Below are 14,121 nucleotides of genomic sequence, written 5' to 3' on the forward strand. Positions count from 1 at the left end.
AGGACGCCATGGCGGAGGGGTTCAAGGACTATTTTTCGGACACGTCCGATGCGTACCGCACCTATCGCCCCGACTACCCGGACGGGCTCTTCGAGTGGCTTGCCGGACTGCCGCCCCGCCGGGACGCCGCCCTCGACTGCGGCTGCGGCACCGGCCAGGCATCGGTGGCCCTTGCCCGCTACTTTCCCCGGGTCCATGCGGTGGACCCCAGCGCCGACCAGATAGCCAACGCCATCTCCCACGAGGGGGTGGTGTACCGCGTGGCTCCGGCTGAACAGACGGGACTGCCCGGCGCGAGCGTGGATCTGGTGGTGGCCGCCCAGGCGCTCCACTGGTTCGACTTCGACCGGTTCTATCCGGAGGTGCGCCGGGTCGGACGGCCCGGTTCCGTGTTCGCCGCCTTCAGCTACGGCCTGCTCTCCATCGACGCGGATCTCGACCGGATCATCGGCCGGTTCTACCACGAGGTGATCGGCCCCTACTGGCCCCCCGAACGGACCCACGTGGACAACGGCTACCGCGCCATCCCCTTCCCGTTTCCTGAAATCGCGGCGCCCCCCTTTGCCATGGAAGCCCGCTGGGAACTGGAGCACCTGATCGGCTACCTGGAAACCTGGTCAGCGGTCAGGGAGTACCGGCGGCGGCGCGGTGTGGACCCACTGGCAGCGCTTGCCCGGAAGGTGCGTAACGCCTGGGGTGCCCCGGAGGTAACAAGGACTATTGCCTGGCCCCTGGTACTGCGAGTGGGACGCATCGGGTAGGACAGTGTCAGCCCTGCCGGTGCGGTATGGATGCCAAGGCTTCCTTGAGGTCCGCCAGGGCCTGCTCGATCTCCGCCACGTTCGCCTCGATCTCCTGCAACTCGCCGTTCACGTCCAGTCTGTCGGCAAACTCCTTGATGACCGCCATGTACCCTGCCAGCAGCTCATTGACCCGCGACGTCTCGATATGCGTCATGTGGTGCCTCCTTACGGTTGTTCCGGCCGCGCCGATCCGCCCTGCGGCCGACGGAAACCAGTATAGCCGGCCTTCCCCTTCTGGCAAGTGCCCCGCAAAAGGGGCACGTTCCCCCTTACAATCGGGCCAGAATGTGATAAAAGATTCTACTGTCGGCCGAAAGGTCAGTCCACTACACGGAGGTGCATGATGTTCAAGGAGTTCAAGGAATTTGCCATGAAGGGGAATGTGGTCGATCTGGCCATCGGTGTGATCATCGGCGGCGCGTTCGGCAAGATCGTCACATCGGTGGTCAACGACATCGTAATGCCTCCCATCGGCCTCCTGATGGGCAAAATGGACTTCTCCAACCTCTTCGTCGACCTGTCGGGCAAGGGCTACGAGAGCCTCAAGGCCGCCAAGGACGCAGGCGCGCCGGTCATCAGCTACGGCGCCTTCATCAACACGGTCCTGGACTTCGTCATCGTGGCCTTCGTGATCTTCCTGGTGGTCAAGCAGATCAACCGCCTGAAAAAGGAGCCGGTGCCCGCCCCGCCCGACACCAAGGAGTGCGCCTTCTGCTGCTCCGCCATCCCCCTCAGGGCCACCCGCTGCCCCCACTGCACGTCGGAACAGAAATAGCTTCATCCGGGCGGCGGCACGCTTACCGCTCCCGTGGCGTGACGAGACGAAAAAAGGGCGCTCCCGACGGAGTGCCCTTTTTTCATTGCCAACCTCTGCCGATGAGCGCGGCGCTACTGAACCGGCCGCATCCCCTCGGCCACCACCTCGGCGATGTCCTTCACCCGGGTCTGGCCCGCCTGCTTGTCCTTGAGCCCGTCCTCGAACATGGTCATGCAGTAGGGGCAGGCAACGCAGATGGTGTCGGGATGCTTGGCAAGGGCCTCGGTAACCCGGTTCAGGTTGATCCGGGTGCCGGTCTGCTCCTCCATCCACATGCGGCCGCCGCCGGCGCCGCAGCAGAACGAATCCTCCCGGGCCCGGTCGAACTCGGCCGGGGCCGCTCCGGTGACCGCGGCCACCACTTCCCGCGGGGCCTCGTAGACGTCGTTGTGCCGCCCCAGGTAGCAGGAGTCGTGGAGGATGATCTTCCCCAGATCGCTCACCCGGCGGTCCAGTTTCAGCCGGCCCTCGGCCAGGAGCTGCCGGATCAGTTCCGCGTGGTGGATCACCTCGAGCTCAATGCCGTACTGGCGGTAGTCGTTCTTGAGGGTGGTGAAGCAGTGGGGGCACTGGGTGATGACCTTGGTCACCCCCCGCTCCCGGAAGAGGGCCGCATTTTCACGGGCCATCCGGTCGAAGACGTACTCGTTCCCCAGGCGCCTGAGGCTGTCGCCGCAGCACTTCTCGTCCTTGCCGAGTATGCCCCAGGAAACGCCGGCCGCGTCGAGGATCGTTGCCAGGTTGACCGTCACCTGCTTGCTGCGGGAGTCGAAGGAGCCGGCGCACCCCACGTAGAGGAGGTACTCGGTCTCGCCTCTGGCAAAGGGCTTCACCTCCAGGAGGGACGCCCACTTGGTCCGCTCGCCTGGGGCGATGCCCCAGGGGTTGGAGCGTTGCTCCATGTTCTCGAAGAGGTTCAGGAGCTCTTCCGGGAACCGGGCCTCCATCTCCACCAGGTGGCGCCGCATCCCCACGACCTTTGGCAGGTGCTCGATAAAGACCGGGCAGGCCTCCATACACGCCCCGCAGGAGGTGCAGGCCCAGATGGCCTCCTCGGACACGCTCCCAGGGCCGCCGTCGCCGATGAGCGGCAGGGTCGGCACCCCGCCCCGCTTGAGAAGCGGTCCGTTGGCCAGAAGGTTCACCTTGATGTCGTTCACCACCTGGCGGGGATTCAGGGGCTTGCCGGTGATGTTGGCGGGGCAGACCTGCTGGCAGCGTCCGCACTTGGTGCAGGCAAAGGGATCGAAGAGATCCTTGACGGTGAACCGGTCCACCTGGCCGACGCCGAAGGTGCGCCCCGCCTCGAAGACTTCGGGGAGCTGGGTGTTGGGCTTGATCCCGGTATGGAGGAAACAGTTGGCAATGGCCGTGAAGACGTGCAGGTGCTTGGTGAAGGGGATCAGCACCGTGATGAAGGAAAGGAGCGCGCCGGCGTGGAGCCACCAGTAGAAGTTGAAGGTGGCCCCGATGTGCTTGGGCGTCAGATCGGCCAGGAATTCACCGAAGAAGGAGGCGACCGGCATGAAGGCTGCGGCCCGCTCCTCGCCCCGGGCGATCTCGGCGGCGCTCACTCCGAAAAAGGCGATCATGTGAACGGCGATGAGCAGGAGGATCAGGTATGATTCGAAACTGCGGGCCTCGGGATAGGGGGGAAAGAAGGTCCGCCGCACCAGGGCGATGACGATGGCTGCCAGCGTGAGGGCCGACATGATGTCCGACAGGAACCGGATCGGCACGTAGAGGGCATCGGGCAGCGCCGACAGGCGGGCCGCCGGGAAGACCCCGCTCACCACGAATTCCACGTTCACGAAAACCAGGACCATACAGGCCCAGAAGATGACCAGGTGGTTCAGGCCGAAGAATTTATGGAGCACCCGCTTCTGGACGAAGGCGTACAGCAGCATCTCCCTGAGCCCCTCGCCGATCCCCCGGAACGTGTAGCCGGGACGGCCAAGGGCAATGAGGCTCAGCTTGCGGTAGAGGCTCCAGACAAAGAATGCCAGGGACGCCAGGAGCAGTGGAGCAAAAACGGCAGGATTCGGATGCATGTACGTGAACCTCGTAGCAATGAGCGAGATGGTGTATTGCGGGCTGGTCGGGCAGCGGCTTCCCGGATGTTCCCTAGCGCCCGGCCCCCGGCCCCTGATTCTTCAGCTCCCGGATGCGCTGGGTAATGGCCGGGACAATCTGGAACAGATCACCCACGATGCCGTAGGTGGCCACCTGGAAGATGGGAGCGTCCTTGTCGCGGTTGATGGCAATGACCACGTCGGAGTCCTGCATCCCCACCAGGTGCTGGATCGCCCCCGAGATCCCGCAGGCGATGTAGATCTTGGGCCGCACCGTCTTCCCCGTCTGGCCCACCTGGCGCTCGTGGGGCATCCAGCCGGCGTCCACGGCGCTGCGCGACGCCCCCACGACCCCGCCCAGCTCGTCGGCCAGTTCCTTGAGGATGGAGAAGTTCTCCGGCGCCATCATGCCGCGGCCGCCGGAAACGATGAACTCGGCGCCAGCCAGGTCCACGTGGTCGCCCTTCTTGTCCCGGATGATCTCCAGGACCTTGGTCAGGATGTCGGCCTCGTTGATGGTGCACTGTTCGCGGACGATCTCGCCCGTGGCACCCTCGATTCGCTCCGGCATCTTCATGACGTGGGGCCGCACCGTGGCCATCTGGGGCCGGAACCGGTCGCACATGATGGTGGCCATGATGTTCCCGCCGAAGGCGGGGCGGGTCTGCCTCAGGTTCCTCTTGTCGTCCACGTCCAACCCGGTGCAGTCTGCGGTCAGGCCGGTCTTGACCCGCGTGGCCACCGCGCCCGCCAGGTCGCGGCCCATGCCGGTGGCGCCCATGAGGATGATCTCGGGCTTGTACTTCCCGATCAGGTAGCAGCAGGCTTCCAGGTAGGGTTCAGTCCGGTAGTGAAGAAAGACTTCCTGGTCCAGCAGATAGGCCTTGGCGGCGCCGTAGGCGAACGACTCGCGGCAAAGATGCTCCACGTCGCGGCCGATGACCACGGCGCACAGCTCGGTGCCGAGGCTGCGGGCGAGCTCGCCCCCCACCCCCAGCAGTTCCCAGGAAACCTTGGCCGGCTCACCCTCGGTCTGCTCGATGAAGACCCAGACCCCCCGATAGGCCGCGAGCATCCGGGCCAGGGCAGCCTCTTCCTCGTCCACCTCCTCGGCGGCCCCGCCGGCTCCGGCGGCCTCCTGCTGGCGCGCCAGCTCTTCGAGGATCTTCAGCTCCTCGGGGGTGAAGAACATCTCCAGGGCCTCGGCCGGGCAGACCTTGACGCACTTGACGCAGCCGATGCACTTCTCGCTGAGAATGATCGGCTCGCCGGCGTCGTTCATGTCGATACAGTTGACCGGACAGGCGCTCTGGCACCGGGCGCCGCAGGCGATGCACCTGCCCTCGATCAGCCGCGCCCGGCCCCGGGGTTTCTTCGGTTTTACCGGTTGAGTCATTGAAATACCTCGTGTATGCGTTCACGCGTTCAGGCGTTGATTCGTCACACCGCCAGCAGGTCCTTGGCCAGCAGTTGATTGATCAGCAGGTGGGCCGTGCCCACCGGATCTCCCATGCCATCACCGATGATCTCTCCCTTGGCCCGCTCCGGCGAGAAGATGCGGCTCACCCAGGTGGGCGACCCCTTGAGGCCGACGCTGTTCACGTCGAGGCGCAGGACCTCATTGTTCCAGACTTTGACTGCGGCGCCAACGGAGGCGAGCCGCAGGGGAACGGTGGGATAGCGGGGGCGGTTCAGCTCGCGCACCACGGTGATCATGACCGGCAGCGGCGCCTCCACCACCTCGTAGCGCCCCTCCAGCTTGCGCCGGACCCTGATCGTGCGGGCCGCCGCGTCCAGGTGTTCGATCCGGTCCACCAGCGTGAGCTGGCTGAACCCGAGGCGAACGGCAATGCCCGGCCCCACCTGGGCGGTATCGCCGTCAATGGTCTGCTTGCCGCAGAAGACGATGCCGATCTCGTCGCCGGCCTCCTCGGCGATCCGCTTGATGGCGGCGGCCAGTACGTTGCTGGTGGAGAGGGTGTCGGCGCCGCCGAAGCAGCGGTCGGAGCAGAGGATCGCCTCATCGGCGCCCATGGCCAGCGCCTTCTTGAGGGCGGCTTCGGCATTGGGCGGTCCCATGGAGAGCGCCACAGACGTGAAGCCGTAGCGGTCCTTGATCCGCAGCCCCTCTTCCAGGGCGTGGGTGTCATAGGGGTTGACGATGAACGGGATACCCTCCCGCACGAGGGTGTTGGTTACCGGATCGATCTGGACCTGGGTGGTATCCGGAACTTGTTTGATGCAGGAAATGGCGAGCATGCATATCCTCCGGCCCGTCAAGGGCTCAGCCGTGAAGGCGGGGGCACTGTCCTTACGTTAAACAGACGGAGCACTATAGCAGAAACAGAAAGACCTAATCAAGCATAGTGTGCTTAAAATGTAGGCATATATTTTTATCTACACTAAATATGCCTATTATTTAACCTGCGCCGCACCACATCGTGCCGCGGCAGCCTCCCCCGTGCTCCCTGGCTGGCGAAAGCGAATGGCTTGCGCCCCACGACATCAGCCTGGCACCGGCTAACTCCGCTTTAGCCGGCACCTTAGAGCAAAAACGGAATTTTGTTGCTTGCAGCTTGACGGTTCCTTCCCGAACTGGTACACCTATTAGTGCGCCCTAACCAACGGTGCGAAACCACTCAGGCATTTTGATTCAAGGAGGAAACAATGAAGCAACGTTCCACCCTGCTCGTACTCCTGGCCGTTGTCGCGGCACTGTTGTCGGCGGCCGGAGCGGTCCAGGCCCGCTCGCCGGTCTTCGACGTGGACAAGGAGTTCTACCCCTACTACCCTTCACTCATCAAATGGAACAAGTCGACGGTGCCGTTCAACGCGCCGGAGGTCTGCGGTTCCTGCCATGAGCAGCAGTTCAACGAATGGAACGGATCGGTCCACAGCCTCGCCTTCAGGGATCCTATTTATCAGGGTGAGCTGAACAAGGCCGTGAAGGCCGTGGGCCACGGCATCTCCCGCCAGTGCGAAGGCTGTCATTCCCCCGTCGGCATGGTCACCGGCGAGATCAAGGGGCCCGGCTTCCAGGGACTTTCCTCCATGGCCATGGCGGGCGTCTCCTGCGACGTCTGCCACTCCATCAGCGGCGTGACCCACTGGCAGACCCCGTCCCACGAGCCCGAGAACGGCTCCTTCATCCTGACCCCCGGCGTGGAAACGGCCAACGGACAGGTCCTGGTCAAGCGCGGCCCCTTCAAGCCCTCGTCGGAGTGCGGCGGCGGGTTCCACCAGTGCGAGGAGTCCGACCTCCACCTGCGGGCCGACCTCTGCGCCTCCTGCCACCAGGTCTACCACTACGACGCCCACTTCCCCATCGAGGCAACCTACCTGGAGTGGAAACACGGCCCCTATGCCCAGAAGTCGATCCTCTGCCAGGACTGCCACATGGTCGACCTCGACACCTTCAAGCGCTCCGCCGATCAGCTCGTGATCCCCGACCGCAAGGAGTACCGCCACTATTTCAACGGCGCCAACTTCCTGCTGACCTACCTGGCTGCCGGAGCCGCGAAAAAGGCCGGGGACGAGGACCTGGCCAAAAACCTCATGCGGCAGTACGAAATGGCGGTCCAGCGCCTGAAGATGGCCGCCGACCTTGAGGTTACCCCGGTCTATCGGAACGGCAGGCTCGCCGAGCTGATGGTACGGGTGAAAAACATCCGTGCCGGCCACAACCTGCCCACCTCCCTCACCAACGTGCGGCAGATGTGGCTGGAGGTCACGGCCAGGGACGAACGGGGAACGGTTCTCATGACCAGCGGCACCCTCAACCCCGACGGGAGCCTGCCGGCCGAGGCGCGTTCCTTCACCTCGGACGGCATGGGAAATGACTTCCACTTCGCCATCGACCCCTGGGTGGTGACGGCCTTCTCCAAGCACGAGACCATTCCGCCCAGGGGGTGGAAGGATGTCCACTACGGCATCCAGGTGCCCGAGGGGGTCGGCCGGATCACCGTGGAGGCGAAGCTCCGCTTCCGCCAGGCGGACCAGAAGGTGGCCGAGGCCCTGCTCGGAGCGGTGCCCAGTGATATCAACCTGGAGCAGATCTACGGCCTCAAGAGCGTGCCGCCCCTGCCGGTGGTGGATATGGTGGTGAAGCAGGAGACCGTGAAGACGGTCCCCTGACCGCGGCGCGCCAGTTCGTACTGGCAGAAGTCGTAGAGGACGCTCACCTGAGAATTGATGGCATTGACCCTGTCTTCCGGTTCCGACTCCCTGCAGAATCCCGAAGCACCTTTTTCGTGGATTTCGCAGCCGGTTGCGTCGCAATAGTCGGGTCTGGCCATGGCGACCTCTGATGTTTCTTACAAAAGGAAACGCCGCCATTCTCCGGAATGGCGGCGTCGTTGCCGCGGCTGCTTCCATCCTGCTCGCTGGTTGTTCAAATGCGCCCTTGCACCCCACGCGCCAATCGCCAACCTGCCGATTTATGGGATGAGTGCAGCAAGGACTGCTGCCGGACAACCAGCATCGCAGGACAAATTCGCTCGTTTTTTTATGCAGCACCTGGTGCGGCGGCGAAAGGGCTACCAGGTGCGGAAGCGCCCCGAATCCAGGTGGACAAAGCCTGAGCGCGGATAGTAGCCGACCCCTCCGCACCGGACGCCCACGGCCAAGTCACGCAGGACCGCCAGGTTGACCCCGGGCACGGCGATGTCGATGGCCTTTCCCTCCATGTGAAGGCTCTGCTTTGCCACCGCGCCATTGCGCTCGCTGAGGATCCGGTTGTATTCGGGGGACCGGTAGCCGGAGATGATGCGGAACTCCCTGCCGCCCCCCAGCTCCTTGTCGACCATGTTCAGGTACTCGATCACCGCCAGGTCCATTTCGGTGTGCTGGTTGGTGAAGTGGCAGCGAAGCAGCCAGTTGATGGCGTTGAGGGCATCCAGGTCCACCTCGCCGTCCGGGGTCCGATAGGTTACCGACAGGTGCTCGCCCGTATGAATGTTGCGCAGGGAGAGCCTGCCGACAGGGTAGCTCTCTTCCAGAAATTCCGTGGCCAGGGCAGACCCTATGCCCCTGAGGCAGAGCACCCCCAGCAGTGATGCCCTGAGGAATCCCCGCCTGCTGAAATAATGATCCGACACGCCATCCTCCACCGGAAACCAGTTGCTCATGTGGTAACAAAAAGGTGAGTGAAATGTCAATCTTGCGTCCCCCGGGCCGCTCTTTTCCAGTGAGTAGCACCACCCGGCCCGCATTATCCAATAACGCCAACTAGGTACTGATGCGTAATTTTTGCATTGCCCTACCTATTTCATTTTTATAGAATCACTCCACATAAAATAATCTCAATAAAGTCTTTCACAGGAGGGCATATGCGCAGACATTCCAACAAAACGAATCCGGTTGCGGCGGGGATTCTGTTCATCGCCTTGGCATGCTGGGCGGGGAACGCCATGGGGTGGGGCACTTCGGGTGACAGTTGGAGTACCTGGGGCGGTTCGCGGCCATCACTGAATCTAAACCTTGCGTTCACTGATTGCGCGAAATGCCATACCTCCACCAACAACGTCAACCGACACCACGACCTGATCACGAAAAAGGGTAAGCAGTGCCTCGCCTGCCACACCATGACGGCGGACAACTCGGGGCAATATACCGTTCAGGTCCAGCGGGACTGTCAAGCCTGTCACACATCCTCCGTCCACGACAACGTCCAACACAATGTCAGCACCTGTAGTCGTTGCCACGGCAGCGACGTCATCAACATCCACTCGGGGTGGCGTTCATACGCCAGCACATTGTCGGCCTGCTACCTCTGTCACACCAGCACCAATGCCAAGGTCAAGGCGACCATTGCAAAAGGTGTGAGCGGACAGACCGTTTACTGCACCGACTGCCACGGCAGCAACCCCCACAGTTGGGGAGGCACCTGGGGGCGCTGACCGGAACGGATAAAGAACGAGGAATCATGCGAAGGGCCGGGGCAACACATGTTCCGGCTCTTCGTGCGTGCAGCCCGGCACGAAGAACCATGTTCATGTCATGCGAGCGGGACCACGCATAAACCCGGGAAATGCCGTTTTTGGGGAAAATCCCTCCAGGGCTTGACTCACCCCTACTTGTTAGGTATTTTTCTTATATGGAATAATTAGTCAACAAGCAAACGGTCACGTGTCATGCCGAAAAAAATCACATTCACAGCGGAACAAGAGCATGCCTTTGAAAAGGCGTGCAGGGATGCCGGGTTGCGGCTCACCCATCAGCGCCTGGAGATCTACCGTGAACTGGCCACCTCAACCGACCACCCGTCGGCGGAGACGCTCCACCAACGGTTGCGCAGGGGCAACCCCTCCCTCTCGCTCGATACGGTCTACCGGACCCTGGCGGTCTTTGCACACCATGGCATCATCAACAGAGTCGAAACGGTCGAAAGCCAGTCGCGATTCGAGACGAAACGCATGCGGCATCATCACCTGATCTGCAGCAGGTGCAAGGAAATCATCGATTTCCAGTGGCACCACATCGACGAGGCGCCCCTGCCCGAAGAAACCAGGTCCTGGGGGCGGATCGACAACAAAAACGTTGTGATATACGGCGTTTGCAACAAGTGCCTCGTATCTGAAAAAACGTCGTAAAAAATTCCACGCTCCTGCTAGCAATTATTCCTGTCTGACATGGCCATAATTCTAGCCTGACATGCCTGCCCGACCGGGAGCGGGAAACGCCTGAACATTTGCTGCTGCCCGACGGCAGGTGCGGCCGGGACGGCCGCATACCTCATACGCAAAGGAGAGGAACGATGGCAAAGAAACGTCTCACAACCAATGCCGGCGCCCCCGTTGTGGACAACCAGAACATCATGACCGCCGGGCCCCGGGGTCCGGTGCTTCTCCAGGATGTGTGGTTCCTGGAGAAGCTGGCCCACTTCGACCGGGAAGTGATCCCCGAGCGCCGCATGCATGCCAAGGGTTCCGGCGCCTACGGCACGTTCACCGTTACCCGCGACATCACCGGCTACACAAAGGCGAACGTTTTCTCGGCGGTGGGCAAGAAAACTGAGCTCTTCGTCCGTTTTTCCACCGTGGCCGGTGAACGGGGCGCCGCCGACGCCGAGCGGGACATCCGGGGCTTTGCCATCAAGTTCTACACCGAGGAGGGAAACTGGGACCTGGTGGGGAACAACACCCCGGTTTTCTTCCTGCGCGACCCGCTCAAGTTTCCCGACCTGAACCACGCCGTCAAGCGCGACCCCCGCACCAACCTGCGCAGCGCCCGCAACAACTGGGATTTCTGGACCTCGCTGCCCGAGGCCCTGCACCAGGTCACCATCGTCATGAGCGACCGGGGCATCCCCGCCACTTACCGCCACATGCACGGTTTCGGCAGCCACACCTTCAGCTTCATCAATGCCCGGAATGAACGCTACTGGGTCAAGTTCCACCTGAAGACCCAGCAGGGAATCCGGAATCTGAGCGACGAGGAGGCAGAGGCCCTCATCGGCAAGGATCGCGAGAGCCACCAGCGGGATCTCTACGAGAGCATCGAACAGGGAGACTTCCCCCGCTGGACCATGTTCGTGCAGATCATGCCCGAAAAGGAAGCGTCCTCCTGCCCCTACCACCCCTTCGACCTGACCAAGGTCTGGCCCCACAAGGATTACCCGCTGCAGGAAGTAGGAGTGCTGGAGCTGAACCGGAACCCGGAAAACTACTTCGCCGAGGTGGAGCAATCGGCCTTCAATCCGGCCAACGTGGTGCCCGGCATCGGCTTTTCTCCCGACAAGATGCTCCAGGGGCGACTCTTCTCCTACGGCGACGCCCAGCGCTACCGCCTCGGCGTCAACCACCACCTGATCCCGGTCAACAGGGCCCGCTGCCCCTTCCACAGCTATCACCGGGACGGCGCCATGCGGGTTGACGGTAACCATGGCAGCACCCTCGGCTACGAACCCAACAGCTACGGCGAGTGGCAGGAGCAGCCCGATTTCGGGGAGCCCCCCCTCTCGCTGGAAGGGGCCGCAGACCACTGGAACCATCGCGCTGACGAGGATTACTACTCCCAGCCCGGCGCCCTCTTCCGCCTCATGACCGACGAGAAGAAGCGGCTCCTGTTTGCCAACACGGCCCGCGCCATCGGTGACGCGCCGCGGGAGATCCTTCTTCGCCACATCGGGAATTGCCTCAAGGCCGACCAGGCCTATGGCAAGGGGGTGGCCGACGCCCTGGGCATCCCGTTGAGCGAAGTAACTGCCGGCTGATGCCCCGGGCTGGTGTGGCTGAAGTATTTACCGAGTATTTACCCTGTTCGCTGCCACGATGACCGCACCATGAACGTCCCGGCCGAACGGCATCGGGTTCCGCGCATCATTGCCGGCACGACCACCTACAAGAACCAGGAGGGATACCATTCATGAAACAATTGTCCGTATCGCTTGCCGTCCTCTGTGCAGTCGCAACCAGCCAGGCATTCGCCGCCGATGAACTGCAGCAGCGCGCCCGGGGCCTCTTCAAGCCGGTCCCGGCCAAGGCGCCCGCCCTGAAGGGCAACCCGGCGTCGCCGGTCAAGGTGGAACTCGGCAAGATGCTCTATTTCGACCCGCGGCTGTCCGCATCCCACCTCATCAGTTGCAACACCTGTCACAACGTGGGCCTGGGCGGCGGCGACCTCCAGGCAACGTCCACCGGTCACGGGTGGCAAAAAGGGCCGCGCAATGCGCCGACGGTTTTCAACTCGGTCTTCAATACCGCCCAGTTCTGGGACGGCAGGGCCAAGGACTTGGCAGAGCAGGCAAAAGGCCCGGTGCAGGCCTCGGTCGAGATGAACAACACGCCTGAGCAGGTGGTGAAGACGCTGAACAGCATCCCCGACTATGTCGGCCTGTTCAAAAAGGCATTCCCGGGAGAAAAGGACCCGGTGACCTTTGACAACATGGCAAAGGCCATTGAGGTGTTCGAGGCAACCCTGACCACGCCGGACTCCCCCTTCGACCAGTATCTCAAAGGGAAGAAAAAGGCCCTTGACGGAAAACAGGCCGCCGGCCTCAAGCTCTTCATCGACAGGGGATGCGTCGCCTGCCACGGAGGCGTCAACCTGGGCGGAACCGGCTATTTCCCGTTCGGCGTCGTGGAAAAGCCGGCCGAAAACATTCTGCCCCTCGCCGACAAGGGCAGGTTCGCGGTCACCAACACCGCCAGGGACGAGTACGTGTTCCGGGCCCCGTCCCTGCGCAATGTGGCCATCACCTACCCCTACTTCCACTCCGGGGTCGTCTGGAGCCTGAAAGAGGCGGTGGCGGTCATGGGCTCGGCCCAGTTCGGCATCAAACTGAACGACGATGAAACCGAGGCCATCGCCGCCTTCCTCGGCAGCCTCACCGGCAAGCAGCCGAAAGTCGTTTATCCGATCATGCCGGCCAGCACCGACGCAACGCCGCGCCCCAGGCTGTGAGCGGTTCCCGTCGGCCGTCACCGGAGACGGAGCAAGACCCGTGGAGGGACCCGCGCGAGAAGCACGCACAGGGGCGGCCGCTGGCTGCCCGGCCTATCCGCCCAGCCTCTTGCCGTGCATGCCCGCACGAATGAAGGCGGCCAGCGGCCCACGCTGGCGCTGCCGGATCGATTCTGGTATAGAACATATCTCAACCACCGCTGGAAAGGAGAGCTGTACATGACACTGAAAGGTACCAAAACAGAGCAGAACCTGTTGAAATCATTTGCCGGCGAAAGCCAGGCCCGCAACCGCTACACCTACTTTGCCGCCGCAGCCCGCAAGGAAGGATACGTGCAGATCGCCGACATATTCGAGGAAACCGCCAACCAGGAGAAAGAGCACGCCAAGCGGTTCTTCTCGTTCCTGGAGGGGGGAGACCTGGAGATTACCGCCTGTTTCCCCGCCGGCAAGATAGGCACCACCGCCGAAAACCTGCTGGCCGCGGCCATGGGCGAGCATGAAGAGCATTCCGACCTCTACCCGGCGTTCGCCCAGGTGGCCCAGGAAGAGGGATTTCCGGCGATCGCGGCGGTCTGGCGGGCCATTTCCGTGGCGGAGAAGCAGCACGAGAAGCGCTATCGCGACCTGCTCGCCAATGTCGAGAACAACCGGGTCTTCACCCGCGACGGCGAAGTAGTCTGGCGCTGCCGCAACTGCGGCTATCTCCACACCGCCGCCGGGGCGCCCGATCTGTGCCCCGCCTGCGCCCACCCCAAGGCACACTTCGAACTGCTCGGGGAAAACTGGTAGCAGCGCCACCGTTTCAGCACCGGGGCGCGTCCCGCAGTGGGACGCGCCTTTTTATTCAAGGCACCGCACATGCTTGGCTTTCCATTCCGGACAACCATCCTGTGCCCCGCCCTTGATGTGAAACCGCCATCCAAGGCAGGGAGGCTGCCCTGCGGCAACAAAAAACTAATTTACACTGGATATACTAAACAAATAAAATAGACTTCCCATCAACACCGCCCCACCAACATTGCAC

The 14,121-nt window shown here is 62.7% G+C and carries 14 protein-coding genes; 8 read left to right on the forward strand and 6 right to left on the reverse strand.

All coding sequences use genetic code 11. From position 1 onward, the window contains the following. The first annotated feature begins 8 nt into the window (after positions 1–8). The gene (locus AC6CDK_RS10705) at positions 9–761 is read left to right on the forward strand and encodes a class I SAM-dependent methyltransferase (RefSeq protein ID WP_066357884.1); all 753 of its coding nucleotides are present in this window, start codon (positions 9–11) and stop codon (positions 759–761) included. A gap of 7 nt (positions 762–768) precedes the next feature. Here AC6CDK_RS10705 and AC6CDK_RS10710 read toward each other — a convergent pair whose 3' ends face one another. Then, a complete protein-coding gene (locus AC6CDK_RS10710; protein WP_039646413.1) occupies positions 769–957 on the reverse strand; it encodes a hypothetical protein in 189 nt (62 codons plus the stop codon). A gap of 189 nt (positions 958–1,146) precedes the next feature. Here AC6CDK_RS10710 and mscL point away from each other — a divergent pair, with 189 nt between their 5' ends. Next, entirely contained in the window at positions 1,147–1,578 is a 432-nt protein-coding gene (gene mscL, locus AC6CDK_RS10715) for a large conductance mechanosensitive channel protein MscL (RefSeq protein ID WP_039646415.1), read from the forward strand. Between the two features lie 113 nt (positions 1,579–1,691). Here mscL and AC6CDK_RS10720 read toward each other — a convergent pair whose 3' ends face one another. The 3 genes from AC6CDK_RS10720 to AC6CDK_RS10730 form a co-directional block, all read right to left on the reverse strand. Beyond that, entirely contained in the window at positions 1,692–3,671 is a 1,980-nt protein-coding gene (locus AC6CDK_RS10720) for a heterodisulfide reductase-related iron-sulfur binding cluster (RefSeq protein WP_039646417.1), read from the reverse strand. Between the two features lie 73 nt (positions 3,672–3,744). Further along, positions 3,745–5,088 carry an electron transfer flavoprotein subunit alpha gene (locus AC6CDK_RS10725; protein WP_192905529.1) on the reverse strand — a complete coding sequence of 448 codons (1,344 nt, stop codon included), beginning with the start codon at positions 5,086–5,088 and terminating at the stop codon, positions 3,745–3,747. Between the two features lie 44 nt (positions 5,089–5,132). Next, positions 5,133–5,951: an electron transfer flavoprotein subunit beta/FixA family protein gene (locus AC6CDK_RS10730; RefSeq protein WP_039646421.1), complete on the reverse strand. Its 819-nt coding sequence runs from the start codon at positions 5,949–5,951 to the stop codon at positions 5,133–5,135. A gap of 408 nt (positions 5,952–6,359) precedes the next feature. Between AC6CDK_RS10730 and AC6CDK_RS10735 the strand changes: the two genes are divergently transcribed. After that, positions 6,360–7,826 carry a cytochrome c family protein gene (locus tag AC6CDK_RS10735; RefSeq protein ID WP_039646423.1) on the forward strand — a complete coding sequence of 489 codons (1,467 nt, stop codon included), beginning with the start codon at positions 6,360–6,362 and terminating at the stop codon, positions 7,824–7,826. Here AC6CDK_RS10735 and AC6CDK_RS10740 read toward each other — a convergent pair. Together AC6CDK_RS10740 and AC6CDK_RS10745 are read right to left on the reverse strand one after the other, a co-directional pair. Next, a complete protein-coding gene (locus AC6CDK_RS10740) occupies positions 7,748–7,987 on the reverse strand; it encodes a hypothetical protein (protein ID WP_145915416.1) in 240 nt (79 codons plus the stop codon). The two genes, AC6CDK_RS10735 and AC6CDK_RS10740, sit on opposite strands and share 79 nt — an antisense overlap. 240 nt (positions 7,988–8,227) lie before the next feature. Beyond that, positions 8,228–8,788: a YcbK family protein gene (locus AC6CDK_RS10745; RefSeq protein ID WP_039648357.1), complete on the reverse strand. Its 561-nt coding sequence runs from the start codon at positions 8,786–8,788 to the stop codon at positions 8,228–8,230. 231 nt (positions 8,789–9,019) lie between these two features. Between AC6CDK_RS10745 and AC6CDK_RS10750 the strand changes: the two genes are divergently transcribed. From AC6CDK_RS10750 to rbr, 5 genes are all read left to right on the forward strand, one after another. Then, positions 9,020–9,589 (forward strand): cytochrome c3 family protein, encoded by a 570-nt coding sequence (locus AC6CDK_RS10750; RefSeq protein ID WP_039646425.1) that lies wholly within the window; start codon positions 9,020–9,022, stop codon positions 9,587–9,589. Positions 9,590–9,823: 234 nt separating this feature from the next. Next, complete coding sequence (locus AC6CDK_RS10755; protein ID WP_039646427.1) at positions 9,824–10,282, forward strand: Fur family transcriptional regulator; 459 nt, start codon at positions 9,824–9,826, stop codon at positions 10,280–10,282. A 164-nt stretch (positions 10,283–10,446) separates the two neighbouring features. Next, complete coding sequence (locus AC6CDK_RS10760; RefSeq protein ID WP_066357887.1) at positions 10,447–11,904, forward strand: catalase; 1,458 nt, start codon at positions 10,447–10,449, stop codon at positions 11,902–11,904. 152 nt (positions 11,905–12,056) lie between these two features. Next, positions 12,057–13,094, forward strand: coding sequence for a cytochrome-c peroxidase (locus tag AC6CDK_RS10765; protein WP_192905530.1), 1,038 nt, complete (start codon positions 12,057–12,059; stop codon positions 13,092–13,094). 219 nt (positions 13,095–13,313) lie between these two features. Further along, the gene (gene rbr, locus AC6CDK_RS10770; protein ID WP_066357894.1) at positions 13,314–13,886 is read left to right on the forward strand and encodes a rubrerythrin; all 573 of its coding nucleotides are present in this window, start codon (positions 13,314–13,316) and stop codon (positions 13,884–13,886) included. The last annotated feature ends 235 nt before the right edge of the window (positions 13,887–14,121 follow it).

The sequence above is a fragment of the Geobacter sp. PheSNFMC genome (genome assembly GCF_059620965.1).

Bases quoted from the DNA above. Each gene is read 5' to 3' on its own strand.
- AC6CDK_RS10740 (WP_145915416.1), bottom strand. From the start codon at position 7,987: ATGGCCAGACCCGACTATTGCGACGCAACCGGCTGCGAAATCCACGAA.
- AC6CDK_RS10760 (WP_066357887.1), top strand. From the start codon at position 10,447: ATGGCAAAGAAACGTCTCACAACCAATGCCGGCGCCCCCGTTGTGGAC.
- AC6CDK_RS10720 (WP_039646417.1), bottom strand. From the start codon at position 3,671: ATGCATCCGAATCCTGCCGTTTTTGCTCCACTGCTCCTGGCGTCCCTG.
- AC6CDK_RS10755 (WP_039646427.1), top strand. From the start codon at position 9,824: ATGCCGAAAAAAATCACATTCACAGCGGAACAAGAGCATGCCTTTGAA.
- AC6CDK_RS10765 (WP_192905530.1), top strand. From the start codon at position 12,057: ATGAAACAATTGTCCGTATCGCTTGCCGTCCTCTGTGCAGTCGCAACC.
- AC6CDK_RS10705 (WP_066357884.1), top strand. From the start codon at position 9: ATGGCGGAGGGGTTCAAGGACTATTTTTCGGACACGTCCGATGCGTAC.
- AC6CDK_RS10750 (WP_039646425.1), top strand. From the start codon at position 9,020: ATGCGCAGACATTCCAACAAAACGAATCCGGTTGCGGCGGGGATTCTG.
- AC6CDK_RS10730 (WP_039646421.1), bottom strand. From the start codon at position 5,951: ATGCTCGCCATTTCCTGCATCAAACAAGTTCCGGATACCACCCAGGTC.
- AC6CDK_RS10735 (WP_039646423.1), top strand. From the start codon at position 6,360: ATGAAGCAACGTTCCACCCTGCTCGTACTCCTGGCCGTTGTCGCGGCA.
- mscL (WP_039646415.1), top strand. From the start codon at position 1,147: ATGTTCAAGGAGTTCAAGGAATTTGCCATGAAGGGGAATGTGGTCGAT.
- rbr (WP_066357894.1), top strand. From the start codon at position 13,314: ATGACACTGAAAGGTACCAAAACAGAGCAGAACCTGTTGAAATCATTT.
- AC6CDK_RS10725 (WP_192905529.1), bottom strand. From the start codon at position 5,088: ATGACTCAACCGGTAAAACCGAAGAAACCCCGGGGCCGGGCGCGGCTG.
- AC6CDK_RS10710 (WP_039646413.1), bottom strand. From the start codon at position 957: ATGACGCATATCGAGACGTCGCGGGTCAATGAGCTGCTGGCAGGGTAC.